Origin of the sequence: Arthrobacter sp. Soil782, assembly GCF_001428435.1 — a bacterium.
In the GTDB taxonomy this organism is placed as follows: Bacteria; Actinomycetota; Actinomycetes; order Actinomycetales; family Micrococcaceae; genus Arthrobacter_D; species Arthrobacter_D parietis.
On sequence record NZ_LMSO01000001.1, the window covers coordinates 71,895 to 96,966 of the forward strand.

Here is a 25,072-nt window from a genome sequence, read left to right on the forward strand (position 1 = left end):
AGCGGTGGACCCGCCGTTTGGCGGGCGTCAGTCGAGGGCGGGCACGGGCCGGCGGAGGCGTGCTGCCGCCGTTGCGCCGGCAACCGTCACGAGGCTCATGAGAGCCAGCACGACGCCGGGATGCCACCATGCGCCATCTGTCGCCGCACCGAATGCCTGCGTGATCGACGGCGCAAATCCGGCCACGATCGCAGCGATGCTGTAGGAAAAGGACAGGGCGGTGAAGCTGGTGCTCGGTTCGAAGAGGTCCGCCATCAGTCCGCCAAGCGCTGCCCAGCTTGCGGTGGGCAGGATTCCGCCGAGTAGGATCGCGGCAACATAGAGCGGAGCGTCCGCAATGCTGATGACCCAGTACAGCGGGAAAGCGATCAGCGCGGTGCCGATCGCACCGCCGGCCACGACCTTCGCCGACCCGATTTTCATGGCCAGCCAGCCGAAGGCCGGGATGGTTGCAAGCTGCAGCAGCGAACCGATGAGCGCCGCGTTCAGCACTGTTTCCTGCGACAGTCCCAGCCGCTCGGTTCCGTAGGCCTGCGTGTAGGAAACCATGAGGAAGTAGGAGCCGATCCCGAGGACGGCGGACGCCGTGGCAACGACGACGGCGAGCGGCTGGGAGCGCAGCACGCTCACCAGCGGTACGCGCACCTTTTTGGTTGTCCGGAAGACCGGCGTCTCATCGATTGCCAGGCGCAGGTAGAGCGCGACGGCGAGGAACGGGAACGCAAGGAGGAACGGGATGCGCCAGCCCCACGTGGTCATGACGTCCGGTACGGTCACCGCGAGGATGAGGAAGATCAGCGAGATCAGCATGGTGCCCACGGGCGAGCCGAGCTGGGGAATGGCCGCGTACAGGGCGCGCTTCCGAGGGCTGGCATGCTCCGTGGCGATCAGGATGGATCCGCCCCACTCGCCGCCCAGCGACAGACCCTGGAGCAGGCGCAGCACGGTGAGGATGATGGGCGCCCACACGCCGATGACGCTGTAATCAGGCAGGAGCCCCACGGAACCCGTAGCCAGGCCCATCAGCAGGATGGTCCAGATGAGAGTTTTCTTCCGGCCGATCCGGTCGCCGAGGTGGCCGAAGAGGATGGCGCCCAGCGGGCGGGCCACGAAGCCCATCGCGAAGATCAGGAACGCCGAGAGCGTGCCCGCGAGGGGGTCCTGGGCGGCGAAAAAGACCTCATTGAACACGAGCGCGGCGGCAGTGCCGAAAACGTAGAAGTCATAGGACTCAAGGGCGGTTCCGACGAAGGACGCAGCGGCGGTCTTCCGGGCCATTCCTGGGCGGGTGGCCGGCGTCGGGCGGGGTGCGGTAGAGGTGGACACGCTTCAGAATTGTCCTCGCCGCGACCCTGGCGCGGCCAGCTTTCCCGGGCAAGGTCACAGTGCCGGTTGACGCACCTCACACTGCGGGCGCCGGACCGCCTCCCCTGAGGGTGGCAATCCGGCGCTCAGCCCGCCTTTGGCGTAATCCTCAGGCGCAAGCGCTACTTCCGCAGCGACGCGGCGATCTGCTGCATGATCGTTGGATCCGACAGCGTGGTGGCATCGCCGACCTCGCGGCCTTCCGCCACGTCCTTGAGCAGGCGGCGCATGATCTTCCCGGAGCGGGTCTTGGGCAGCTCCGGGACCACGAGGATGTTGCGGGGTTTGGCAATCGGCCCGATCTCCTTGGCAACGTGATTGCGCAGGGTGGTAACGACGTCGTCGTCCTGAGCTGCGGAGCCGCGCAGGATCACGAACGCAACCACAGCCTCACCGGTGGTCTCATCAGAGGCACCGACGACGGCAGCCTCCGCCACCGACGGATGGCTCACCAGAGCGGACTCAATCTCTGTTGTCGACAGCCGGTGCCCGGAGACATTCATGACGTCATCCACGCGGCCGAGCAGCCAGATGTCGCCGTCTTCATCGCGCTTGGCGCCGTCTCCGGCGAAGTACATGTTGTCGAAGCGGGACCAGTAGGTCTCCTTGAACCGCTCCGGGTCTCCCCAGATTCCGCGCAGCATCGCGGGCCACGGTTCACGGATCACCAGGTAGCCGCCGGAACCGTTGGGCACGGACTGGCCCATCTCGTCCACCACGTCCACGGCGATGCCGGGCATTGCCACCTGCGCAGACCCGGGCTTGCACGCAGTGACCCCGGGCAGCGGGGACACCATGTGCGCCCCGGTTTCGGTCTGCCACCACGTGTCCACAATCGGAGCGCGGGTTTCCGAGCGTCCGCCGTTGCCGCCGATGATTTCCCGGTACCACATCCACGCTTCGGGATTGATGGGTTCACCGACCGAGCCGAGGACCCGGATGGAGGAGAGATCAAACTTGGCCGGGATGTCCCGTCCCCACTTCATGAAGGTGCGGATGGCTGTGGGAGCGGTGTAGAGGATGGAGACCTTGTACTTCTCGATCAGCTCCCACCAACGGCCCTGGTGCGGGGTGTCAGGCGTGCCTTCATACATCAGCTGGGTGGCGCCGTTCACCAGCGGTGAGTACGCAACGTAACTGTGGCCGGTAACCCAGCCGATGTCCGCGGTGCACCAGAAGACATCGGTCTCGGGGTGCAGGTCGAAGGTGTACTTCTGCGTGAACGCTGTCTGCGTGAGGAAGCCGCCCGTGGTGTGCAGGATGCCCTTCGGCTTTCCGGTGGTGCCTGAGGTGTAGAGGATGAAAAGCGGATGCTCTGAATCGTGCCCTTCAGCGGTGTGCTCATCCGATGCCGGCCCCACGACGTCATCCCACCAGGTGTCCCGCCCCTCGGTCCATTCGACCGGCTCACCGTTCCGTTTAACCACCACCACGTTCTCGACGGTGTGTCCGGGACGTTCAAGAGCGCCATCGACGGCGGGCTTGAGGGCGCTGGGCTTGCCGCGGCGGTAGGTGCCGTCGGATGTGACCACCAGTTTGGCTTCGGCATCGTCAATCCGGCTGCGGAGGGCGTCGGCCGAAAATCCGCCGAAGACCACCGAGTGGACGGCGCCGATGCGGGCGCAGGCCAGCATGGTAATGACTGCCTCGGGAATCATCGGCAGGTAAACCGCCACGCGGTCGCCCTTCGCTACCCCGAGCGATTCGAAGGCGTTGGCAGCCTTTTTCACTGCGGTGGTGAGCTCAGCGTAGGTGTACGTGCGGGTGTCACCCGGCTCACCTTCGAAGTGGATGGCAACGCGGTCCCCGCGGCCCTGCTCAACATGGCGGTCAAGCGCGTTGTAGGCGGCGTTGACCTTCCCGCCGACGAACCATTTGGCGAAGGGAGCCTCAGACCAGTCCAGGGCCTGCGAGAAATCCTCATGCCAGGTCAGTAGTTCCCGAGCCTGGCGTGCCCAGAATTCCGGGCCTTCCTTGCCCTGCTCATACAGGTCAGCCGTGGCAATGGCATGGGCAGCGAAATCCTCGCTCGGCGGGAAGCGTCGTTCCTCGTGAAGCAGATTTTCAAACGCGTCACCAGTGGAAATCCGGGTGTCTTCAGACATTGTGAGCCCCTTCGGCCAATCGGTACTTCAGGCGGGCTTGAACAGACTCAGTCGGCCCGCGAATATGCTGGGTTCCACAGTAGTGGCGACCTCCCCCAAACCGTGTGCCACCGGTCACACAACAGATGCGAAAGGCACGGATTCTGCGGTGAGCGGTGGGCGCGCGGACCCGACATGTCCCATCATTGGTAGGAAAGGAAGTGGGCGTTGACTAGGGTTGTCAAAGAAATCCGAATCCGGCTCAACGCCTTCGGCACCTTCGACTGCGGCACCCACCGCCGTTATTGAAACGGAGAATCCCGACATGACCGAACAGCGCCAGTACGACGGCGGCGCAGACACCGCGCACAGCTCGCCGGTGCAGCAATCCGGCCGGTCCGAAACCCCTGCTGATGCTTCGCCGTCCGCCGGACCTACCGAACACGGACCCGAGGCGGTAGCCGGCCCCTTCACCCTGCGTGAAACCGTCATCGGTGTCTCCGTGCTGGTGATGTTTGTCGGAACCATCCTGCCGTTCGTTGACGGTGTCAACCTGTGGCGCACGTTTTCCCTCTTCTTCCTGGGTATCGGCATTCTCCTGCCGGTCGCTGCGCTGGCGCTGCTGGTGGCCCGCCGCCAGGGCAGCAAGCGGCTGCGCGTCGGTTCTCTCTCCGTTGACCAGTTCGCTTCGGTTGCGGCGGCCTTTGCCGCAGCGTTTTTCTTCCTTCAGACGGTCACGACGTTCGAGATCGGTGCACTGATTGCTCTGCTCGGATCGGTCGGATTCCTTGTGGCCACCGTCGGCGGCCCGCATATTGGCCTGTTCAAGCCCGATTTCGCCGGCCGTCCGTCGTCGTCCGCTCATCCCATTGCCAGGGAAGCGCTGCCCGCGAAGCAGCGCCCGCCCAAGCCGGTCCCGGCGGAGAAGGTCAGCGGCTGGAACAGCCCGTCCTCCTCAGGGGAATCAACTGCGAGTGGCCCGAGCAGCGCCGGATACAGTGCCGGTTACGCCGTCGCGGGATATGCGGCTGGCCAGGGATCGGGTGCCGCCCAAAGTCCCTCGGTGCAGGAACCTTCCGGGCAGGAACCTTCCGCGCAGCAGGATCCGGTGCACGATTCAGCACGTCAGACCGCGGGCTCTGCAGCGCACGCTGAGACGTCTGCAGCGGCGTCTCCTGAAGCCACGGAACCAGCAGCGCAGTCCGGCGCCGCTCACGCCCCGGCCGTGCCGGCAGATTCCGGCGCTGAGGATTCGGCGGCGACCGCTCCTTCCGGGACGCACGCGGAGTCGGCGGGTACCGCTGGATCCGCTGCGTCTTCTGCACCCGCTGCCTCTGTCGCGCCAACGGAGTCGGCCGCGCATGCAGCTACCGCCGCGCAACCCAGGGTCGAGGGAACCTCGCCGGACAGAACGGCGGCTCACCCCGTTGCGCAGCGCTCTAACGACGCTGGGGATGAGCACTCCTCTCATCCCCGTACGGAGTCCATCTCGGCTACCCGTGACGCTGATGAGGACGAGCCCATGCTTGAGGCTTTCTGGTTCGCCGTTGGGACACCCCGTTCAGTGGTTGACGCGCAGACGGGCGCGCCGCTGTTCGTGCTTCAGCCCGGCGACTGGGAAGTCGGCATCGAGGACCGCGGACACGAGTTCCTCGTTCAGGACAAGCGCACCGGCCGCGTCGGCGTGATGAGGGATCTGCGGAACATCGAGCGGGCCCCCACCGAGGGATAGCAACGGGCCGGTAGGAACTACGAGGAAGGACGGGCCGGCGTGGACGTATCTCCAATTGCACTGAAGCGCCGCGCGCGAAAGATTCATCGGATTCTGGCCGAAACCTACCCTTACGCCGTTGCGGAACTGGACTTCCGCAACCCGTTCGAGCTGCTGGTTGCAACGGTCCTGTCCGCCCAGACCACGGATGTCCGTGTCAATCTGACCACCCCGGCGCTGTTTGCCCGCTATCCCGACGCACGCAGCCTCGCTGAAGCCGCGGAAGATGAGCTCCAGGACATGATCCGTCCCACGGGGTTCTTCCGGGCCAAGTCGAGGAGCCTTCTCGCTCTCGCCACCAGAATCGTTGATGAATTCGACGGAGACGTGCCCGGCCGTCTCGAAGACCTCGTCACGCTCCCGGGCGTGGGCCGCAAGACCGCCAATGTGGTCCTCGCGAACGCCTTCGGGATTCCGGGGATCTCGGTCGATACCCATTTTGGCCGGCTGTCCCGGCGATTCGGCTGGACCACGGAGGATGACCCGGTGAAAGTGGAGTCCGAGGTCGCCGCGCTCTTCGAGCGGAAGGACTGGACCATGCTCTCCCATCGGGTGATTTTCCACGGCCGCCGCATCTGTCACGCCAAGAAGCCGGCGTGTGGTGCGTGCCCGGTGGCATCGCTCTGCCCCTCCTACGGAGAAGGCGAGGTGGATCCGGAGAAGGCACGGAAGTTGCTCAAGTATGAGCTGGCCCCCGGTCGCGAGGAGCTTCGCCGCCGCATGCTGGAGGGCGCGTCCCGCGCCGAGCTGCTGGCTGCCGGGCACACGTTGAGCGCATGAGCGCTTACGCTGAATTGAAAGCTTTCGCCGAACGGGCAGCCCCCATCGGGCCGGGCGCGGAAACCACCGAGTCCTGGCAGCTCCGCGGGATCGACCTGGGAACCGCGCGGCCTGCCGCGGTCCTTATCCTCTTTGGACACCTCGACGACAGACCCGCCAGGACCCACTCCGCTGCCGTCCCCGACGATCTTGATGTCCTGTTCGTGACGCGCGCGGGAACCTTGCGCAGCCATCCCGGCCAGGTGGCGTTCCCCGGCGGGAAAATCGACGACGACGACGCCAGTCCCGCCGCCGCAGCCCTGCGTGAGGCTGAGGAAGAGACCGGGTTGGATCCCGCAGGTGTGGAAATCCTGGGCGCGCTGCCGGTAGTCGGCCTGCCCGTCAGCAACTATCTAGTGACGCCGGTGCTCGGATGGTGGGCGTCTCCCACCCCGGTGCGCGTGGTGGACCACGCGGAATCATCACATGTGTTCCGCGCGCCGGTAGCGGACCTGCTGTCGGACGAGGTGCGCTTCACGGCGGTGGTCAGGCGTAACGGGCGCAAGCACAGCACGCCTGCTTTCACCATCGACGGCATCACCATCTGGGGCTTCACCGGGCTCCTGCTGTCACGGCTCTTCGACGGACTGGGCTGGACCCAGCCCTGGGATGAGAACCGGGAGCGGGACGCGCCTCTTTAGCTGGCGTTCGTCCAGCTACTTCGCCTACTTTGCCGTCCAGCTACTTCGCATCGGCGTAGGAGTTCACCACCACAACGTTCACCGGGAACTCCACCGGGATGTGGCCGAACATCAGGTGCGCGGCAGACCGAGCAGCCTCGGTGACCATCGCCGATACCCGGTCGGCCAGCTCGGCCGGGACATGCAGCATCACCTCGTCATGCAGGAAGAAGACGATGTGCGCACTGCTGTAGTCGGCAGCGCCGGCCCGTAGCCGTCGTCGTAATTCCGCCAGCCAGCACAGTGCCCATTCCGCGGCAGTGGCCTGGACCACGAAGTTGCGTGTGAAGCGGCCGCGCGAGCGAGCGAGGGAATCAGCGCGTTGCTGCTCGGCGGCGCTGCTGGTGCGCTGAGCGGCGAGCCACCGTTCCGACGGCGGAGGGCAGCCCCTGCCGAGGAAACTCGCAACGACGCCGCCCGCCTCGCCGGTTCGTGCTGCCGCCTCAACCACAGAGATTGCCTGAGGGTAGGTACGGGTCAACTGGGGCATCAGACGGCCGGATTCACCGGTGGTGGCGCCATACATAGCTCCGAGCATCGCAAGTTTGGCCTTGGCGCGGTCGCCGCCGAATCCCTGGTCTGCAATGCCCTGGTACAGGTCCAGCCCGCGGCCGGCCGTCGCCAGCGCGGAATCCTTGCCGAGCGCAGCAAGTACGCGTGGTTCAAGTTGTGCGGCATCAGCGACAATCAGCACATGGCCCGGGTCCGGGCGGACGGCATCACGTACCTGGCGCGGAATCTGCAGGGCGCCGCCGCCATTGGACGCCCAGCGCCCCGACATGCTGCCGCCGACAATGTACTCGGGGCGGAACCTGCCGCCATGTACCCAGGTGTCCAGCCAGGTCCAGCCATTGGCGGTGAGGAGGCGGGAAAGCTTCTTGTACTGCAGCAGCGGCGCAATGGCGGGATGTGTGTGGCGTTGGAGTTCCCAGGACCTTGTCGAGGACACTTCAATGCCCGCCCGGTGCAGCGCGCGCAGTAGTTCCTGCGGAGAATCCGGATTGAACCGGGGATTGTTGAGAGCCCCGCGCAGCTCAGCCGCCAGGCGCTCAAGCTCTGTAGGTCGATGGCCTTCCCGCGGGCGGGGCCCGAGCTGGGAGGTGAGCAGTTCGTCGTGGAGGTCCGCGCGCCACGGAATGCCGTGAAACTCCATCTCGGCGGCGATGAGTGCGCCGGCGGACTCAGCTGCGACCAGCAGGGCCAGCTGTGCTGGTCGGTCGCTGTTTTTGAGCGCTTGCTGCTGCTCAGCGAATTCCGCCGCTACCTGAAGTGCGTCTGCGCCGCCGGCGGGCTGTGCCGCCTCGAACAGGCTGCCCTGGAGAGGTGACGCTGCTACGGGCGGCAGCACCCGGGCGGGGTTCGCGTCCTCGGCTTCATCGGGGCGGGACTGCAGGCGGTTGCCGTACTCCGTTCCTGCGCAGGAGGGGGAGTGGCGCAGGATCTCCCGGCTGAGCGCGACGTCGTGGCAACGCTCAACGGTGACGCCTGCAGCGAGCATGCGCGGGTACCAGGTGCGCGTGCTGTCCCACACCCAGCGGACCCCCGGCCGCTCCAATTCCCGGACGGTCTCACCGATGTGCACTGCAGGAACGACGACGGCGTCTGCCGTGGGCGCTCCCGCTGAGTCCACCGGTACAAACGCTGCCTGGGCATCGTCCACTCCGCTCAGGCGCTGCCCGCCAGACGGCGGTGCAAGGACGATATACACGCCTCCTATTGTTGCCCACCTTTTCGCCCGCGGTTTCGTTGGCGGCCACTAGGAGGCTCCGGCCGTTGACCACAGTTCCTCCACTTCTGCTGAAGATATCCACATACGCCGCCACCGGCATGACCCGGTGCACTCTGGAGGGCAGGCTGGCCGTATGTCTTCGTGGATCCCAGCAGCTGAATCGGCCGCTGTCGTGCTGGTCACCTCCTCACAACGCGTCCGCGATGAGGTGGCGCGCGTGGCGGTTGCTGCGGGGCTTGCCCTCACAAGTGTTTCGACGGTGGGCGAGGCGCTGGCGCTACGTCCCGCCGTCGTGCTGTTGGACTGCAACAGTGCGCGGCATGCTGTCCCGGGCTGCGCGGTGATCGTCGTTGGTCTTGACAGTGATGAGACGGCAGCGTGGACGGCTGCCTCGCGGTGCAATGCCGATCGCGTGGCTATCCTTCCGCAGGCTGCCGGCTGGCTGGCTGAGCATCTGGGCATGCTGCAGCGCGTCCGTGATGAGGGAACGGTCGTCGGTGTGTTGGGAGCCGTCGGCGGGGTAGGTGCCAGCACAATCAGTGTTTGGCTGGCTGCGTCCGCGGCCTCACGGGAACTGCACCCGCTCCTTGTGGACGGTGATCCCTTCGGCGGTGGGCTCGAGCTCTCTCTCGGCGGTGAATCCGTGCCGGGCGTACGGTGGCCGGATCTTGGCGAAGTCCGCGGAACGTTGAACCCGGAACAGCTGATTCATGCGCTGCCGTCGCTCGGCGGCTTCTCGCTGCTGTCCATGGGCACCGAGCCGCCCGCTCCGGGAATTCTCGCATCAGCAGCAGTTCCTCCCATTATGGAGGCGGCGCGGGGAGCGTTCAATCTGACGGTGGTAGACGTGGCGCGAGGATGGTCGGCTGACGGATCACTGCTTCCGTACTGTGACAGCGTCCTCATCGTTGTACCCGGCCGTGTCCGCGCTATTTCGGCTGCCCGCGCACTCGTCGCGCAGCTGCAGCCGTTGCCCGTCCGGGCCCTCGTCCGGGGTCCGCTGGGCCCGGACCTCGACCCGGATCGGGTGGCAGATGCCATCGGTGTGCCGAACGCCGGGTATCTGCCTTACCTTCGTGCCGCCGTCGGCAGCGAAAACCAGGGGAGGGTACTGGATCTGGCAAGGCATCGCGCCGTGCGGGCTTGCGCCCGCTCAGTCCTCGACACGGTGCTTCCCGGGGCGAACAAGGCCATCGCATGAACCGGGCAGGTCAGAGCCCGCCGTGTCCGCCCTGATGCCCTGGCGGCAGACGCCGCCATGGTTGCGCAGGTACGGGACGCCGTGCTCAATGGAGCAGAACCGGTCACCGGAGCCGGGCTCGCTGCCGCAGTCCAGTCGACCGGGCGCCTACTGGGGTCCGAGGGCGCATTCCGGACCCTCGACCGCGTCCGCGCTGAGTTGCAGGGGCTGGGACCGCTACAGCGGCTCGCGGAGGACCCGGAAGTCACGGACATCCTGGTCAACGGCCCAGGCGCAGTCTGGGTTGACAGCGGCGGCGGTTTGCAGCGCAGGGATCTCAGCTTCTCCAGCGATGCTGATGTGCGCGCACTTGCCACACGCCTGATTGCAGCGGGCGGTCGCAGGCTTGATGACGGCAACCCCTGCGTTGATGTGCGGCTGGACCGGTTCCGGGTGCACGCCGTCCTCCCGCCGCTTTCCACAACGGGGACACTACTCTCCATCCGTATCCAACGGCAGAGGCACTATTCCTTCGACGAGCTGGTGTCCTCCGGGGCGTTGGATGCTCAGATGGCCTCGGTACTGCGGGGGATCGTGAGCAAGCGTTTGAACTTCCTGATCAGCGGCGCTACGGGTACGGGGAAGACAACCCTGCTCGCTGCCCTGCTGTCGCTCAGCGGGTCCAATGAACGCCTGGTCACGGTCGAGGATTCCGCTGAACTCAGTCCTGCGCATCCCCATGCCATCGGACTCCAAAGCAGGCACGGGAACCTTGAGGGCAGCGGATCCGTGGATCTGGCTGAACTGGTACGTCAGGCGCTGCGGATGCGGCCGGACAGACTGATTGTCGGCGAGTGCCGCGGCGCCGAGGTCCGCGAACTTCTGGCAGCCATGAACACGGGGCACGACGGCGCCGGTGGAACAATTCATGCAAATTCTGCGGCGAGCGTTCCTGCCCGGCTTTCCGCGCTCGCGGCCCTGGCCGGGATGGAAGTGCAGCCCCTGGCGCAGCAGGCGGCCAACGCCCTCGACGTCATCGTCCACGTGGTCCGGGCAGGCAGCGGCCGCACCGTCTCGGAGGTCGGCGTCCTCGAGAGGACCGCCGGCGGTGATCTGGTGGTCAGAACAGCGCTCGCGCGACGGGGAGCGGTATCGGAGCGTGGGCCGGCGTGGGAGGCGCTGGCTCTGAAGCTCGAGCGGGGCCGCTGACATGAGCGGAGTACTTATTGCCTGCCTGCTCTTCGCGGCGTGCGGGGTCCTGGCGTTTCCCCGCCGCTCCCCGCGCAACGATGGCCGGGGGCGCAGGAAGGTGGGTGCGCTTCTGCGGCCTCTCTCTCGGGGGCGTGCGCTGAAGACTGATCCACACGAAATCCCCTTGTTCGTCCATCAGTTGACCGGCCTGCTTCAGGCAGGCCGGACGCCTTCCCAGTTATGGGGAGACGCACTCAGCGTGCACGGCGGCAGGTCCGGAACGGCCTTCTCGTCCGCGGTGAAACCCGCGCTGGGGTCAGCCCATCAGGCTGCCCAGCTTGGACTCAGCGTTCCGGAGGTTTTGCGGGAGGCAGCCACCCGCAGCAGGGACACGGCGCTGCGGACATTGTGGAAGGACCTGGCTGCCTGTCTCGAGGTGGCCGAGCGCAGTGGAGCGCCCCTCGCGGCCGTACTTGCCCGCTACGCAGTGCAGCGCGAATCGCAGCTGGACTCTGATGCTGCCCGCGATACGGCGCTCGCCGGACCCAGAGCCACGGTCCGCTTACTTTCCTGGCTTCCGCTGTTCGGGTTCGCGGTGGGCTACCTCATTGGAGTGGATCCCCTCGCTGTCCTTCTCGGTTCGGTGCCGGGCATCGCAGCACTCTGTGCAGGATGCGTGCTCACCATCATGGGCCGGATCTGGTCGAGCAGGCTGGTGCGGACAGCCGCAGGCGATCCCATATGACCGGTGCACTCATCGCCGCTACGCTCTTTGTTGCCTGTTGGGTCCTGCATCGATCCCCGCCCCTCAGCGCCCATCCGGCAAGTTCGCTACCGGGTGGTGCGTTGGGGTCTCGGGATGATGGGCTGGATGATCCGGCGCTGATGATGGACCTGATGGCGTCCATGCTTGCCGTCGGCTCATCCCTGGAGCGCGGTCTCGACGTCCTTGCCCGGTCAGCATCAGCACCGGCGGGCGCTGCCCTGACCTCCGTCAAGACGGCACTGGACCTCGGAGCCTCCTGGGACGTCGCGTGGGCGGCGGTTCCGCACACAAAGGACGTCAGGGCGGCCCAGGAACTGGGAAATGCCCTGCGGTTCGCCGGAACCACGGGGGCGCCGTCGGCTGCCGTGGTCACCGCCCACGCAACACAGTTCAGACGGAGAAGGAACCGGGAAGCAGAGCAGCGCGCTGCTGCTCTCGGGGTGCGGCTCGTTGTGCCCCTGGGTCTCTGCTCCCTGCCGGCGTTCGTGTGCCTAGGCGTCATTCCCATCCTGGTCGGCCTCTTTCCGGCCTTCACGTAGCGGCGGTCCCCACATCGCCGCGGCCACGAGCATCGCTTACCACCGTTGCCCTCCCGCCGCAGTGCCCACCACCATCGCCGCAGCTACCGCTGCCGTGCCGCTCGTGTCGTGCTCCACAACCGCAGGGAAGTGCTGCACTTTTCCACTTACCGGTATCTCGGTGGGCCGGCCGACGGGCAGCGCGAAAGACTCGAATCAGCCGCTGAAGCGGTCCGGACGGTTCAGCAGCCGCTGAACCGCCAGTCAGGATCAAACCGGAATCCGTCAACCAAGGAGTCGTCATGACACGTTCCACCACCGCAGCAACAATTCCCACCGCAGCAACAACCCCTACCGCAGCAACAACCCGGACCAGCGGCTCGCAGGAATTCCCCGCGGGAACGAGGCCACTTGCCACAGTGACGTCCCTGCGGTCTGAGCCCGTCGAAGCCAACCGCCGTACACGGCGTGCGCTGATGCGGTCCGAGGCAGGGCTGGCAACCGCCGAGTACGCGATCGCCACCCTGGCCGCCGTGGGGTTCGCGGCGCTCCTGGTCGCAGTCCTTTCCAGCGGGGAAATCCGCGGCATGCTCATGTCGCTGATCACCAACGCCCTCAGCTTCGGCTGACCGGCGTGGAGCGGACTGGACCGCGGGTAGCGCAGCCGAAAGAATCAGGGGCCGTGACGGCGGAAGTGGCAGTAGCACTTCCGGCTGTGGTGGTTCTGCTGGCCGTCGTGCTCGGTGCTGCGGCACTCGGCTTGTCCCAGTTGCGGATTGAGGAAGCGGCGAGGGCCGGGGCCCGCGAGATCATGCGCGGCGAGTCTTCGGACGTCGTCGAGGGAACAGTCCGGCGGATTGCCGGTGAGCAGGCGGATATCGCGGTCCAGTCCAACGGCTCCACCAGCACCGTCACCGTCAACACCGCGGTGGATGTGCCTGTACTGGAGTTGCTCGACGTTAGTCTCTCAGCCCGCGCAGTTGCACTGCCGGAGCAGGAATGATGGGTCTTCGTGCAGGCAAGGAAACTGGATCCGGCACCGTCCTGATGACCGGCGTCGCCCTGGCCGCCCTGCTGCTGCTCTCAGTTGTAGTCCTTTTTGCGCAGGCGTCAGTGGCGGCCTCGAGGGCGGCTACGGCCGCGGACCTGTCCGCGCTTGCGGGGGCTGATGCTGCGCGCGGGCTCCGAGACGGGAGCCCGTGCGCGGTAGCGGCCGAAGTAGCTTCCCTGCAGGGCGCCCGGCTGACGGGATGCGTGATCGAGGGAGAATCAGGACACATCGTGCGGATTTCCACCGAGGTCGATTCCATTCCCGCGCTTCCCCCGGCATCGGGGCGTGCCCGAGCCGGTCCACCGTCATCAGATCCCTAGTGGAAGGAGGATTGCCCGCCCGACATGTCCTTGCCTGGCGCAGGCTCCCCGTCCGGGGCCTGCGCCAGCAGCATGCTGAGCAGGGTGAGTGCACCGTGCTTACTCAGCGGGTTGTTGCGGTTGCCGCACTTGGGAGACTGAACACACGAGGGGCAACCGGTGTGGCACTCACACGAGCGGATGGCCTCAGCGGTAGCACCGAGCCAGGTCTTCGCCGCCTCAAAACCCCGTTCAGCAAAGCCCGCGCCGCCTGGATGGCCGTCGTACACAAAAATGGTGGGGAGCCCGGTATCAGCATGGAGCGCAGTGGACACTCCGCCGATGTCCCATCGGTCACTCGAGGCGACCAGCGGCAGCAGACCGATCGCGGCATGCTCAGCGGCATGAAGAGCGCCCGGCAGGTCAGCCGCGCTGATCCCACTGCTCTCAAGCAGGCGGTTATCGCACTCGAACCAGACGCTCTTCGTGAAGAGATCCCGCGCACCGAGCTCCAGCGGTTCCTCCCCAAGGATCTCGTTCGAAACGAAGGCCTTGCGCTGGAAGGAGATCACCTGGGTGGTTACCTTGACCTCCCCGAAGCACACCCGGATGGGGCCCCACGAGGTGTTGCGCAGCTCGGAAATCACCTCAATCTGCGTGATGTCCCGGGCTTGTGTGTAGTAGTCGGGATTGGAGCGGGTGACTATGGCGCAGTGATCCTGCTCGTTCAGTTCCTCCACCACGTAGCTCTGGCCCTGATGGACATAGACCGCGCCCGTGTGAGCCTGATAGTGGCTCTGCGGTGAATCCATGGTCCCAAGAACGGTGCCGGTTTCACTCTCGATGATATTGATCGGGCCGCCGCCGTCCGCCCGCAGGTTCACCATGCCGGCAGCACTCTGCGGGTGTGTCCAGAACCACCCTGCCGGACGGTTGCGCAGCAACCCCTGATCTACCAACTGGTCCAGCAGGGCAGGGGCCGTTTCCCCGAAGAGGGGAAGGTCCTCAACCGTCAGCGGCAGTTCCGCCGCTGCTGCACAGAGGTGCGGTCCCAGCACATAGGGGTTGGCGGGGTCGAAGACAGTTGCCTCTACACCAACGTCGAACACCGCCTCGGGATGGTGCACCAGATAGGTGTCCAGCGGATCGTCACTGGCCACGAAGGCGGCGAGCGCGTCCTGACCTGACCGCCCGGCCCGCCCGATCTGCTGCAGCAGGGATGCACGGGTGCCCGGCCAGCCCGCCACAAGGACGGCATCCAGGCCCGTTATGTCGATCCCCAGCTCCAGCGCGGACGTGCTCGCCACACCAAGCAACCGGCCGGACCGCAGTGCGCCCTCCAACTGGCGGCGCTCCTCGGGCAGATACCCTGACCGATAGGCCGCGACGCGCGCCGGCAGCGTGGGATCCACTTCGCCGAGCAGCCGCTTGGTGTTTGCCGCGATGCTCTCGGCACCTCGGCGGGACTTGATGAAGGCAATGGTCCGAACCTGCGCAGAGACCAGATTGGCCAGCAGATCGGAGGTTTCGGCAATGACCGTCCTACGCTGCCGGGCGCCGTTCTCGCCCCGAAGATCGGTCAGCTGTGGTTCCCAGAAAGCCACCGTCGTCGACCCGTGTGGTGACGTGTCCTCGGTGAACGCCTGAACTGGAGCGCCGATCAGCTTGCCGAAGGACTCCGCGGGGGCAGCCGATGTCGCCGAGGCCCCGATGAACACGGGGTCCGCGCCGTAGTAGGCACAGACGCGCCGCAACCTGCGCAATAGGTTGGCGACATGGGAACCGAAAACACCGCGGTAGCTATGCGCTTCGTCCACGATCACGTAGGTAAGGCGCCGGAAAAACCTTGCCCACCAGGTGTGATTCGGCAGGATGCCGTAGTGAAGCATGTCCGGGTTCGCCAGTATCAGGTTGGCGTGGTCGCGGATCCAGCGACGCGCACCGGAGTCGGTGTCGCCGTCGTACGTATCTGCGCGGACCGTAGCCAGCCCCAGAGAGGAGATGGCTGAGAGTTGGTCAGCGGCCAGCGCTTTTGTCGGCGAAAGATACAGCGCGACGGCGCCGGTCGGCTCAAGCGACACTCTCTCCTCAAGTGCCGAACGGTGGATGGCGTCAAGGACCGGCAGTTGATAGCTCAGAGACTTGCCCGAGGCAGTACCCGTGGCAATGACGACGTGGGACCCCGCATGGGCGGCATCCGCCGCAGCACTCTGATGCTTCCAGGGCTCTACTATTCCTCGGTCCTGGTAGGCCTCCACCACATCAGGGTGCACCCATGCCGGCCACGGGCTGTGCACTGCGTCGCGGGCTGGGAGTTCCCTGACAGAAACGAGCTGCTCAGGATCAACTCCGCCGAGCAGCGGAATCAGGGAATCATGGGCAGCCACTTGCCCAGTTTGTCACCCCGGCACAAATCAGCGGCGGATCACAAAAGCATCAGCCAGGTGCGTCCACCCCAGATACTGGTACAGCTGGCGTCCCTCCTCGGAGGCCATCAGCAGGCCGGTTTCAACATCGTCTTCCAGGATGTCGGCGGTCAGCGCGCGCATGACAAAGCTGCCAAGGCCACGTCTGCGGTACGGCGGAGACGTGATGATGCGGTCATAGACTGCGTGTTCATCCTGCTTGGCCACCGAACCCCGGGCAGCCTCCTCACTGTTCACGGTCACCGAAACACGCCTGCAGTCATCCTCGCGAATGTGCTCGAGTTTGAACTCGTCGTCCGGTGGCCGGGGGTCTTCGACATCCTGGCCATCCATCTCTGCGCACATCAGAGCCTGCTGGCGGTCCGTGACCCGAAGACCGAGCGGAGCCGCGGCTTCGAGGAGTTCCTGCGCGCGGTTGGTGACGACGGTCAGCACACGAAGCGGATCTTCGCGGGTCTCTCCGGCGAGCTCGAGCAATTCGCCGATCGTGGGCTCATAGACGATGGTTTCGAGGTGGTTCTGTTGGTCCGTGAGCAGAACGGACAGGCTGCTCCCGTTCTCCTGCGGCGTGTAGCCTCGGCATTTTGCCCAGCCGGAAACCCAGGTGCGGACAAGTTGATCGGAAAGAGCGGCTCCCATGCCTGAACGATAGTTGGGGCCAGACCGTAAAGACATAGCCCGGGAAAGAGGTTGCCGATTTGAGACCTCGCGGGCGGCCTGCCGGTACCCTTGAATGCGTGTCAATGAACCGGATTGTCCTGTATTACGCGTTCACTCCGCTGCCCGATCCCGAAGCGGTGCGGCTCTGGCAGCGCGCCCTGTGTGAAAAATTGGGACTCCGCGGCCGCGTCCTCATCTCCAAGGACGGCATCAACGGCACCGTCGGCGGCGAACTGAACGCCGTCAAGCAGTACGTGAAGGCAACCCGCGAGTACCCGGCGTTCAAAAAGATGGACATCAAATGGTCCGAGGGCGGGGCGGAAGACTTCCCCCGGCTCAGCATCAAGGTCCGCGAGGAGATCGTGTCCTTCGGCGCACCGGGGGAGTTGAAGGTGGATGAGAACGGCGTGGTGGGCGGTGGCACCCATCTCAAGCCGGAGCAGGTGCATCAGCTGGTCAGCGAACGCGGCGACGACGTCGTCTTCTTTGACGGCCGCAATGCCCTCGAAGCGCAGATCGGCAAGTTCCGGAACGCGATTGTCCCGGAAGTGAACACCACCCATGACTTCGTGCGCGAACTCGATTCCGGGAAGTACGACCACCTCAAGGACAAACCGGTGGTCACATACTGCACCGGGGGCATCCGCTGTGAGGTGCTTTCCAGCCTGATGGTCAACCGCGGATTCAACGAGGTCTACCAGCTTCAGGGCGGCATTGTGCGCTACGGAGAGACGTACGGGGACGCGGGTCTCTGGGAAGGCTCGCTGTACGTCTTCGACAAGCGCATGCACGTAGAGTTCAGCAAGGATGCCAAGACAATCGGCAAGTGCGTTCGCTGCTCGGCGCCCACCAACAAGTTCGAGAACTGCTCGAACCTGACCTGCCGGAACCTGACCCTGTACTGCTCCCAGTGTGCCGCCGACCCCGCCACGCTTCGCTGCCCGCAGGGGTGCGAAACGGACGAGGCGGAAGCCACCGCAGTGGGCGCCGCCTGAGCTGAGCCGGCCGCCAGCTCTCACCCGGCCGCCAGCTCAAGCGCATGTCCCTCGTGCAGCGCGAGGTACACACGATCCCGTAGAGCGTTCGCTTCGGCATCGGTGAGTGTCCGGTCCAGTGCCTGCAGCGTCAGGCGTACCAGCAGATTCACCTGCCCCGGCTGGGCGTCAAGACGGACGACGGCGGCAGCCGGCAGCTGCTCCACCGGCGTACGGGCGCGGATCACCAGCGACTCCAGGACCTCTGCCTCCGGACCGAGTGCTTCCCGGGCCGCATCTCCCAGCGTTTCCTCGTCTGCGTCGGGATTGCAGAGAATCGACAGATCGCGGCGGACAGCCGGCATGAGGGAGACGGGGCGCCATGGTTGAAGATCCAGCATCTGAGCAGCGATACGGGGGTCGGGTGAGCGCAGCAGCCGGATGTCATCCACACCCTTTCGCAGCATGAGTGCCCGGTCCAGCCCTATTCCGAGCGCGAGGCCGCTCCAACGACGCGGATCCAGTCCCGAGTTACGGAGGACACCTGCACGCACGAGGCCGCACTCAGCCAGTTCGAGCCAGCCGGCGGGCGTCTCTACGTCGATCTGCAGGCCGTGCGACGTATAGGAATGGTTGGCGGGAACGGTCCGCCAGCGAGCCCCGGGCAGGACTGCCTCGACAACGGCCGTGGCCATACTACGCAGGTCAGTCTCACCCAGCAGCCCACGCGCCTTCAAGCGCCATAGGTCAACCTGGTGCGGTGTGCCTACGTGCGTGCGGTCGACGGCGTCGCGGCGGTAAACCAGGCCCGGAAGGACATGGAGCCGATCATACGGCTGCTCAATGTCCGCAAGGGAATCAAGAACGGCGGGGATTCCGGCGGACGTGTGGCTTCGAAGCATTACCGTGGGGCTGGCATGGCGCGAGTACCGGGCGTCCCGGGTGACGTCGTTCGGCGCATAGCCCAACCGGTCGTAGTTGTCCGCCGTGGCAACGAGGCCAGTGGTGCGGTGCAGTTGTGCGGGGATGCTCCAGGCCTGCGTCAACGACGTGATGACGCTGTCGAGCAGGTCCTGCAGCGCATGGGGTCCCTGTTCCGGATCGGTGAGGTCACGGATGGACAGGGCGGCGGTGAGCTGGGGGATGGAAAGGTACATGGCCGGTCCTTCGGGAAGTGTCTGAGGAGGGGGTGAAGGAACCCCCGGCCGCGGACACCGTGCGGACCTGGCTGCTAGAAGACGTACAGCGGATAGCCCTCACGGCCGACAGGCGGCCGGGGGCTGGTAAATCGCTGGCTGGTAAGCATGGAGCAATGGTACGCGACGGACAGATGTTGCGGAACGCTACGGCGCTTCTGCCGGCTTCCCGCCGGGGACCAGCCCCGCGGTCCACACCATTTCCGCACCGGAGTTGGTCACGCGGAGGGTGAGCTCGTCCGCCGCCGCACGAAGCTCAAGATGCGCTGTCACTGCCGGACTGTCGCAGCTCGTGGTGCCATTGCTGATAATCGTTCCGTCTGCGAGTAGTTCCAGGGCCATCGCGTCCCCGCCCGCACACGCCATGGTCAACTCGTACCACCCTGGTTCGACGTCATAGAAGGATCCGCCGCTCGCCGTGTCCCCCTGATGCCCGCCGGCGAAGGACATTCCGCGTTCCGTCCCCAACATTGACTGCGACCAGGACTCCAGGTCCACCGAGGACGGATCAACCTCCGGTTCCGACGCCGTGCAGGCACTGGTCATCAGGGCAACGAGAAGGCCGGAGACTGCGTGCGCTACCCGCCGCGGTTGAGTTCCCATGCGCTCAGTAAACAGCATGGAAGGCTCCGGCCCAATAGGCTTGCTCCGTGTCAATCATTGCCGCAGTACCTCAGAGCCCGCGCAGCGATGACCAGAGTCTGCTGAACAGTCTCGCAGCGGACCTGACAGCCGCGCACTACACCGTCGACGGCGTGGCAGACCTTGTGGGCACTGATGCCTACGCCGCGCTGGAGCGGGACCAAACGGTGCCCGCTCTCCTGGCCGCACGCGCCGCCCAGCGCAGCGAAGGGGAGGACAGCGCTGGAAGACCGGACAGCACAGAAAGCCGGCTTGCCGCCGTCGTACTGGTTTTCCTGCTCGGCGAGGCGCTGCCCACGGCCGTCCTGGACGGCGCACTTCCGTCAATTGGTGCGGACGGGCTGCGCTCGCTGGGACTGGTTGAAGAGTACGACGGCGGTCTCCGCGCCCTGATCGACCTGCGCCCCTACTCGTCAGATACCGGAGGCGGAATCTGGGTAGCCTCGGACCTCGGCTCCCACGTCCGGCCCGGGGTCCTGCGGACCCACCATGTGCTCGGGATCGGTAGGGCATCGCTGACGCTCGCCCAGTTCGCGGCACGCGCGCCGGTCGAACGCGCGCTGGACCTCGGCACCGGCTGTGGAATTCAGACGTTCCACCTCCTGGCGCACGCGGAGCACGTCACGGCGACTGACGTCTCGGAACGCGCGCTCGCAGTCACGCGATTCAACCTGCTGCTGAACGCCGCGGCACTGGGGATCGATCCGGAAAATTTGGAGGCCCGGGTTTCGCTTCGGCGGGGTAGTCTGCTGGAGCCGGTGCGCGGCGAGACGTTCGACCAGGTGGTGTCCAACCCGCCGTTTGTCATCACGCCGCGCCACTCCGGCGAAACCACGGATGAGCAATTCACTTACCGGGACGGCGGCCGCGCTGGTGACGACATCGTCTCCTCCCTGATCCGCGACCTTCCAGCTGTTCTGATCCCGGGCGGATCCGCGCAGCTCCTTGGAAACTGGGAGATCCCGGACGGTTTCACCTGGCAGGGCCGGTTAGCGGGATGGCTGCCGGAAACCGCAGACGCCTGGATTGTCCAGCGGGAACAGCTCACGCCCACCCATTACGCCGAGACGTGGCTGCGCGATGCTGCCGAGAACCGGAACCCGACCCGCTTCGCCGACCGCTTCAGCGACTACCTCGCCGACTTCGCCTCCCGTTCCGTCGAGCACATCGGCTTTGGCATGGTGTGGCTGCGGAACGCCGGAGGACCGGCGACGCTGCGCCGGTTCGAGGAAATCACTTACGAGCTCGAACAGCCCATCGGACCGCATCTCGTCGCAGCGGTTGAGCGGCATGACTGGCTCGGAAACTGCCGCGACCTGGCCGACGAGCACCTGCTCGTCGCCGGGGACGTCACGGAAGAGCGGCACCAGCGTCCGGGCGCTGAGCATCCCGGCGTGATCCTGCTGCGGCAGGGTGCGGGCTTCAGACGCACCACGCTGCTCAGCACGGAGCTGGCCGGTTTCGTGTCAGCGTGCGACGGCGACCTCACCGCCGGCCAGATCATCGGCGCCCTTGCGGCGCTGTTGGACCGCGACGACGACGCCTTCGCTGCTGCACTGCTGGACGAGGTGCGCAACCTGGTTGCGGACGGCTTCCTCGTTCCCGAACCGGTGTCTCCAGCCAAGCCGTTACCCTAGTGCAGGTAGGCGTACCGCATACTGAGAAGGGCAGGACGCCCACCAATTCGAATATTGAGCTCAGAATGAGCGGCTGTTCTGCTGTTAAGAAGCACCTGTATCGAGGAGTGAAGTGCCAGCTAAGGCAACGGACAAAAAGCCCGGCAAGAAGCTCGTCATCGTCGAGTCTCCAACCAAGGTCAAGACGATCGCCGGCTACCTCGGCGAGGGCTTCGAAGTCGCCGCATCGATGGGACACATCCGGGATTTGCCCCAACCATCGGACCTGCCCGCGGAGCTGAAGAAGAGCTCGCTCGGCAAGTTTGCGGTGGACCTCGAGAAGGACTTCGAGCCGTACTACGTAGTATCGGCAGACAAGAAGAAGCGCGTCGCCGAGTTGAAGGCGGCTCTGAAGGACGCCACCGAGCTGTACCTCGCAACTGACGGTGACAGGGAAGGCGAGGCTATCGCCTGGCACCTGCTCGAGGTACTGAAGCCGAAGGTCCCCGTGTACCGGCTCACCTTTCCGGAAATCACGCGTGAGGCAATCCAGCGTGCCATGGAGGAGCTGCGCGATCTCGACATTCCAATGGTTGATGCCCAGGAAACGCGTCGAATTCTTGACCGGCTCTATGGCTATGAAATCTCCCCGGTGCTGTGGCGCAAGGTCGCGCGCGGCTTGTCTGCTGGGCGCGTTCAATCGGTAGTCACCCGTCTGGTGGTCGAGCGTGAACGTGAGCGTATGGCATTCCGTGCGGCGTCGTACTGGGATCTCACGGGTACGTTCTCGCCGGAAGACACTTCGAAGGGCGAGTCCTTCAGCGCGAAACTCATCTCCGTGGACGGCACCCGGGTTGCCACAGGCAAGGACTTCAGTGACCTCGGTCAACTGAAGTCGCAGAACGTCACTGTGTTGAACGAGGCAGCCGCTAGCGCCCTTGCCGAAGGGCTTGAGCAGGCCGCATTCGAGGTTCGCTCGGTTGACACCAAGCCGTACACGCGCCGCCCCGCCGCGCCCTTCACCACCTCGACGCTGCAGCAGGAAGCCGCACGCAAGCTTCGCTACTCCTCACGGGTCACCATGCAGGTTGCCCAGCGCCTGTACGAGAACGGTTACATCACCTACATGCGTACGGACTCTGCGGCGCTGAGCGATCAGGCGATCAACGCCGCGCGACGGCAGGCCTCGGAGCTTTACGGTCCAGAGTTCGTACCTGATGCTCGCCGCGTCTACAAGGGGAAGTCCAAGAGTGCGCAGGAAGCGCACGAGGCCATCCGTCCGGCCGGTGACTCCTTCCGCACACCCGCCCAGGTGGCCAAGGAACTGCACGGTGACGAGTTCAAACTCTATGAGCTGATCTGGAAGCGCACCGTCGCTTCCCAGATGGCGGATGCAAAGGGTTCGACGGCGTCGGTGCGCCTGGGGGCCCATACGCCCGATGGCAAGGACGCGGAATTCTCGGCCTCCGGTACCGTCATCACCTTCCGCGGCTTCATGGCTGCCTATGAGGAGGGCAGGGACGCTTCGCGGGACGAGGATGACGCAACAGGCGGGACCGATCAGTCCGGACAGGGCGGCCGGTTGCCGAACCTCACCACGGGGGATGCCCTCGGCGCCGAAGCTATCCAGCCTATCGGTCACGAAACCTCCCCGCCGCCGCGCTACACGGAAGCGTCGCTGGTGAAATTGATGGAGGAACGCGGTATCGGCAGACCTTCCACCTATGCGGCAACAATTTCCACCATCATGGACCGCGGATACGTCCGAACGCGCGGACAGGCGTTGGTGCCGAGCTGGATAGCGTTCTCCGTGGTCCGCCTGCTCGAGGAGCACTTCCACGACTATGTGGATTACGACTTCACTGCTGCACTGGAGGAAGACCTCGACCGCATCGCGCGTGGCGAGGAGAGCCGCGTCCAGTGGCTCAACTCCTTCTACTACGGGGACCGCAAGGACACCGGGCTAAGCACGATCGTGAACGACCTCGGGGAAATCGATGCACGCCGCATCAACTCGGTCGAAATTGCCGAGGGCATCATCCTGCGCGTGGGCAAGTTCGGCCCGTACCTGGAGAAGCCACTGCCCGCTGATGCGCCCGAGGGCACCGAGCCGCAGCGCGCCAACGTGCCCGAGGACCTCGCTCCGGATGAGCTGACGGCGGAGAAGGCCGTTGAGCTGATGAACACTCCAGCGTCCGAGGAACGCGTCCTTGGCACGGACCCCGAAACCGGGCGCACCATCGTGGCGCGTGACGGCCGCTACGGCCCCTACGTCATCGAGCTCATTCCCGAGCCAACTGCCGAGGACCTGGCCAACCAGCCGGTGGAATACTACAAGAACGGCAAGCCCAAGCCACCCAAGAAGCCCGTCAAGGTAAAGCCGCGGACCGGATCGCTCTTCAAGTCGATGACCGTTGAGACGGTCACCCTTGAGGAAGCGCTGAAGCTGATGAATCTTCCCCGCGTCCTCGGTAAGGATGCTGAAGATCATGAGGTCACCGTTCAGAACGGGCGCTTCGGGCCCTATCTGAAAAAGGGCTCGGACTCCCGGTCGATCGGTTCGGAAGAGGAAATCTTCACGATCACGCTGGAGCAGGCGCTTGAAATCTACTCCCAGCCGAAGCAGCGCGGCGGGCGCACTGCGACGCCGCCGCTGGCCGAATTCGGCGATGATCCCGTGTCGGAGAAGCCCATTGTCGTCAAGGAAGGCCGGTTCGGCCCGTACATTACGGACGGCGTCACGAACATCACCGTGCCTAGGTCCACTGCCATCGAGGAGCTGACCCGGGAAACTGCTGTGGCGTTGCTGGCAGAGAAGCGGGCAAAGGGACCGGCGCCGCGCAAGTCCGGCGGCCGCGCACCCGCGAAGCGCAAGGCTACCGCACGCAAGTAGTTCCAATCTCCGACGCCGGCTCGGCTGACGGTTGAGCCGGCGGAACCGGCGCGCGACATAATGGGGGTATGCGGCTAGGCGTCCTCGATATCGGGTCCAATACAGTGCATCTACTCCTCGTGGATGCGCATCCGGGGGCGCGGCCTGTGCCCTATGCATCCCACAAACGCCCGCTCCAGTTGGTGAGCTACCTCGATGCAGAGGGACGGATCAGCGACGAAGGGCAAGCGGAACTGGTCGGTTTCATTCGCGAGGCTCGTGCGTTTGCAACCGATCATCGCGCAGAGGATTTTCTCGCGTTCTGCACCTCGGCCATCCGCGAGTCGGGGAACGGCGAGGACGTGCTTCGTCGCGTTGAGGCGGAGACCTCCGTGGTCCTGCAGGAGCTTTCCGGTGACCAGGAAGCGGCCATGACCTTCCAGGCGGTGCGGCGCTGGTATGGCTGGAGCACTGGGGCGCTCCTCAACCTGGACATCGGCGGTGGTTCATTTGAAATGGCGATGGGCCGCGACGAACTTCCTGAAGTTGCCCGCTCGGTCCCACTTGGTGCGGGGCGCCTAACACGTGAGTGGCTGCCCGGGGACCCGCCTGCGCCCCTCGATGTCAAAAATCTGCGCAGGCACATCCGGCAGACCCTCAAGGAACCGGCGGCCAGCTTCGCCCGTCTCGGTACACCGCATCTGGTTGCCGGGACGTCGAAAACCTTTCGATCCCTGGCCCGCATCGCCGGGGCTGCGCCGTCGGCGGCCGGACCTTTTGTTCGCCGTACCCTGCGTCTACAGGATCTTGCACTGTGGGCGAAGCGTCTGGAAGCAATGTCAGCGGCGGAGCGGACAAACCTGGACGGGGTGTCCGAGCTGCGGGCCCGACAGGTTCTTGCCGGTGCGCTTGTGGCTGAGGCAGCGTTTGAAATCTTCAATGTGTCCGAGATGGATATCTGCCCCTGGGCGCTGAGGGAAGGCCTGATCCTCCGCCGCTTCGACACTCTCATGTTTGAAGCGGATGAACCCATGCCCTCTGTTGGGGTTGGCCATGTGCGTTTGGGGACCCGTTGAGCGCAAGTACGGTAACGCGGGCCGGTCGAGTGAGCAAAAAAAGTGTGCCGGTGAGCCGCAGCGTGATTGGGGGAAACACTGCTGCGGCTCACCGGCACAGACCGAGCCAGGGAGAGCCCGGTCTCATCACTCGCACCTTTATGAGGTAATAACGACT

Annotated in this window: 21 protein-coding genes; 14 read left to right on the forward strand and 7 right to left on the reverse strand. The window is 65.4% G+C overall.

Annotated features, from left to right (window positions below; genetic code table 11):
- Positions 1 to 27 precede the first annotated feature (27 nt).
- Positions 28 to 1,326 carry an MFS transporter gene (locus ASH00_RS00325; RefSeq protein WP_056543446.1) on the reverse strand — a complete coding sequence of 433 codons (1,299 nt, stop codon included), beginning with the start codon at positions 1,324 to 1,326 and terminating at the stop codon, positions 28 to 30.
- A gap of 161 nt (positions 1,327 to 1,487) precedes the next feature.
- The gene (acs, locus tag ASH00_RS00330) at positions 1,488 to 3,470 is read right to left on the reverse strand and encodes an acetate--CoA ligase (RefSeq protein WP_056543449.1); all 1,983 of its coding nucleotides are present in this window, start codon (positions 3,468 to 3,470) and stop codon (positions 1,488 to 1,490) included.
- Positions 3,471 to 3,774: 304 nt separating this feature from the next.
- On the opposite strand from acs, the gene ASH00_RS00335 reads away from it, so the two are divergent.
- Genes ASH00_RS00335 through ASH00_RS00345 form a run of 3 tightly spaced genes read left to right on the forward strand, consistent with a single transcriptional unit; the run spans position 3,775 to position 6,680 of the window.
- Positions 3,775 to 5,181 (forward strand): hypothetical protein, encoded by a 1,407-nt coding sequence (locus tag ASH00_RS00335; RefSeq protein ID WP_157358942.1) that lies wholly within the window; start codon positions 3,775 to 3,777, stop codon positions 5,179 to 5,181.
- Between the two features lie 39 nt (positions 5,182 to 5,220).
- The gene (nth, locus tag ASH00_RS00340) at positions 5,221 to 6,000 is read left to right on the forward strand and encodes an endonuclease III (RefSeq protein ID WP_056543455.1); all 780 of its coding nucleotides are present in this window, start codon (positions 5,221 to 5,223) and stop codon (positions 5,998 to 6,000) included.
- On the forward strand, positions 5,997 to 6,680 hold the full coding sequence (locus tag ASH00_RS00345) for an NUDIX hydrolase (RefSeq protein WP_056543457.1): 684 nt from the start codon (positions 5,997 to 5,999) through the stop codon (positions 6,678 to 6,680). The genes nth and ASH00_RS00345 overlap by 4 nt, the downstream gene beginning before the upstream one ends.
- 40 nt (positions 6,681 to 6,720) lie before the next feature.
- Here the strand turns inward: ASH00_RS00345 and ASH00_RS00350 are convergent, their stop codons facing one another.
- Positions 6,721 to 8,427: a bifunctional 3'-5' exonuclease/DNA polymerase gene (locus tag ASH00_RS00350; protein ID WP_056543460.1), complete on the reverse strand. Its 1,707-nt coding sequence runs from the start codon at positions 8,425 to 8,427 to the stop codon at positions 6,721 to 6,723.
- A 154-nt stretch (positions 8,428 to 8,581) separates the two neighbouring features.
- Here ASH00_RS00350 and ssd point away from each other — a divergent pair, with 154 nt between their 5' ends.
- The 7 genes from ssd (at position 8,582) to ASH00_RS00385 (ending at position 13,474) form a co-directional block, all read left to right on the forward strand.
- Positions 8,582 to 9,649, forward strand: a complete 1,068-nt coding sequence (gene ssd, locus ASH00_RS00355) for a septum site-determining protein Ssd (RefSeq protein ID WP_056543463.1) — start codon at positions 8,582 to 8,584, stop codon at positions 9,647 to 9,649.
- A 57-nt stretch (positions 9,650 to 9,706) separates the two neighbouring features.
- Entirely contained in the window at positions 9,707 to 10,837 is a 1,131-nt protein-coding gene (locus ASH00_RS00360; RefSeq protein WP_056543466.1) for a TadA family conjugal transfer-associated ATPase, read from the forward strand.
- Position 10,838: 1 nt separating this feature from the next.
- Positions 10,839 to 11,564: a type II secretion system F family protein gene (locus ASH00_RS00365; protein ID WP_082565807.1), complete on the forward strand. Its 726-nt coding sequence runs from the start codon at positions 10,839 to 10,841 to the stop codon at positions 11,562 to 11,564.
- Positions 11,561 to 12,124 carry a type II secretion system F family protein gene (locus tag ASH00_RS00370; protein ID WP_082565808.1) on the forward strand — a complete coding sequence of 188 codons (564 nt, stop codon included), beginning with the start codon at positions 11,561 to 11,563 and terminating at the stop codon, positions 12,122 to 12,124. The genes ASH00_RS00365 and ASH00_RS00370 overlap by 4 nt, the downstream gene beginning before the upstream one ends.
- Before the next feature lie 281 nt (positions 12,125 to 12,405).
- A complete protein-coding gene (locus ASH00_RS16915) occupies positions 12,406 to 12,732 on the forward strand; it encodes a DUF4244 domain-containing protein (protein ID WP_056543474.1) in 327 nt (108 codons plus the stop codon).
- A gap of 53 nt (positions 12,733 to 12,785) precedes the next feature.
- Positions 12,786 to 13,106: a TadE family type IV pilus minor pilin gene (locus ASH00_RS00380; protein ID WP_157358944.1), complete on the forward strand. Its 321-nt coding sequence runs from the start codon at positions 12,786 to 12,788 to the stop codon at positions 13,104 to 13,106.
- Positions 13,103 to 13,474, forward strand: coding sequence for an Rv3654c family TadE-like protein (locus ASH00_RS00385; RefSeq protein WP_056543479.1), 372 nt, complete (start codon positions 13,103 to 13,105; stop codon positions 13,472 to 13,474). The genes ASH00_RS00380 and ASH00_RS00385 overlap by 4 nt, the downstream gene beginning before the upstream one ends.
- Here ASH00_RS00385 and ASH00_RS00390 read toward each other — a convergent pair.
- Together ASH00_RS00390 and ASH00_RS00395 are read right to left on the reverse strand one after the other, a co-directional pair.
- Complete coding sequence (locus ASH00_RS00390; protein WP_056543482.1) at positions 13,471 to 15,840, reverse strand: DEAD/DEAH box helicase; 2,370 nt, start codon at positions 15,838 to 15,840, stop codon at positions 13,471 to 13,473. The genes ASH00_RS00385 and ASH00_RS00390 overlap by 4 nt on opposite strands.
- A 27-nt stretch (positions 15,841 to 15,867) precedes the next feature.
- Positions 15,868 to 16,518 (reverse strand): GNAT family N-acetyltransferase, encoded by a 651-nt coding sequence (locus ASH00_RS00395; protein WP_056543485.1) that lies wholly within the window; start codon positions 16,516 to 16,518, stop codon positions 15,868 to 15,870.
- Between the two features lie 98 nt (positions 16,519 to 16,616).
- Between ASH00_RS00395 and trhO the strand changes: the two genes are divergently transcribed.
- On the forward strand, positions 16,617 to 17,534 hold the full coding sequence (gene trhO, locus ASH00_RS00400; protein WP_056543488.1) for an oxygen-dependent tRNA uridine(34) hydroxylase TrhO: 918 nt from the start codon (positions 16,617 to 16,619) through the stop codon (positions 17,532 to 17,534).
- Positions 17,535 to 17,554: 20 nt separating this feature from the next.
- Here the strand turns inward: trhO and srmL are convergent, their stop codons facing one another.
- Both srmL and ASH00_RS00410 read right to left on the reverse strand, forming a co-directional pair.
- Positions 17,555 to 18,670 (reverse strand): PheS-related mystery ligase SrmL, encoded by a 1,116-nt coding sequence (gene srmL / locus ASH00_RS00405; protein ID WP_056543490.1) that lies wholly within the window; start codon positions 18,668 to 18,670, stop codon positions 17,555 to 17,557.
- Positions 18,671 to 18,856: 186 nt separating this feature from the next.
- Complete coding sequence (locus tag ASH00_RS00410; RefSeq protein WP_157358948.1) at positions 18,857 to 19,312, reverse strand: hypothetical protein; 456 nt, start codon at positions 19,310 to 19,312, stop codon at positions 18,857 to 18,859.
- A gap of 47 nt (positions 19,313 to 19,359) precedes the next feature.
- Here ASH00_RS00410 and ASH00_RS00415 point away from each other — a divergent pair, with 47 nt between their 5' ends.
- From ASH00_RS00415 to ASH00_RS00425, 3 genes are all read left to right on the forward strand, one after another.
- Entirely contained in the window at positions 19,360 to 20,988 is a 1,629-nt protein-coding gene (locus ASH00_RS00415; RefSeq protein WP_056543496.1) for a DUF7059 domain-containing protein, read from the forward strand.
- Positions 20,989 to 21,100: 112 nt separating this feature from the next.
- A complete protein-coding gene (gene topA / locus ASH00_RS00420) occupies positions 21,101 to 23,860 on the forward strand; it encodes a type I DNA topoisomerase (protein WP_056543499.1) in 2,760 nt (919 codons plus the stop codon).
- Between the two features lie 68 nt (positions 23,861 to 23,928).
- Positions 23,929 to 24,915: a Ppx/GppA phosphatase family protein gene (locus tag ASH00_RS00425; RefSeq protein WP_056543501.1), complete on the forward strand. Its 987-nt coding sequence runs from the start codon at positions 23,929 to 23,931 to the stop codon at positions 24,913 to 24,915.
- Positions 24,916 to 25,072 lie beyond the last annotated feature (157 nt).

Excerpts from the sequence above, each read along its gene's own strand:
- acs (WP_056543449.1), bottom strand. The coding sequence starts at position 3,470 with ATGTCTGAAGACACCCGGATTTCCACTGGTGACGCGTTTGAAAATCTG.
- ASH00_RS00335 (WP_157358942.1), top strand. The coding sequence starts at position 3,775 with ATGACCGAACAGCGCCAGTACGACGGCGGCGCAGACACCGCGCACAGC.
- ASH00_RS00345 (WP_056543457.1), top strand. The coding sequence starts at position 5,997 with ATGAGCGCTTACGCTGAATTGAAAGCTTTCGCCGAACGGGCAGCCCCC.
- ssd (WP_056543463.1), top strand. The coding sequence starts at position 8,582 with ATGTCTTCGTGGATCCCAGCAGCTGAATCGGCCGCTGTCGTGCTGGTC.
- ASH00_RS00360 (WP_056543466.1), top strand. The coding sequence starts at position 9,707 with ATGGTTGCGCAGGTACGGGACGCCGTGCTCAATGGAGCAGAACCGGTC.
- ASH00_RS00365 (WP_082565807.1), top strand. The coding sequence starts at position 10,839 with ATGAGCGGAGTACTTATTGCCTGCCTGCTCTTCGCGGCGTGCGGGGTC.
- ASH00_RS00370 (WP_082565808.1), top strand. The coding sequence starts at position 11,561 with ATGACCGGTGCACTCATCGCCGCTACGCTCTTTGTTGCCTGTTGGGTC.
- ASH00_RS16915 (WP_056543474.1), top strand. The coding sequence starts at position 12,406 with ATGACACGTTCCACCACCGCAGCAACAATTCCCACCGCAGCAACAACC.
- ASH00_RS00385 (WP_056543479.1), top strand. The coding sequence starts at position 13,103 with ATGATGGGTCTTCGTGCAGGCAAGGAAACTGGATCCGGCACCGTCCTG.
- ASH00_RS00395 (WP_056543485.1), bottom strand. The coding sequence starts at position 16,518 with ATGGGAGCCGCTCTTTCCGATCAACTTGTCCGCACCTGGGTTTCCGGC.
- srmL (WP_056543490.1), bottom strand. The coding sequence starts at position 18,670 with ATGTACCTTTCCATCCCCCAGCTCACCGCCGCCCTGTCCATCCGTGAC.
- ASH00_RS00410 (WP_157358948.1), bottom strand. The coding sequence starts at position 19,312 with ATGGGAACTCAACCGCGGCGGGTAGCGCACGCAGTCTCCGGCCTTCTC.
- ASH00_RS00425 (WP_056543501.1), top strand. The coding sequence starts at position 23,929 with ATGCGGCTAGGCGTCCTCGATATCGGGTCCAATACAGTGCATCTACTC.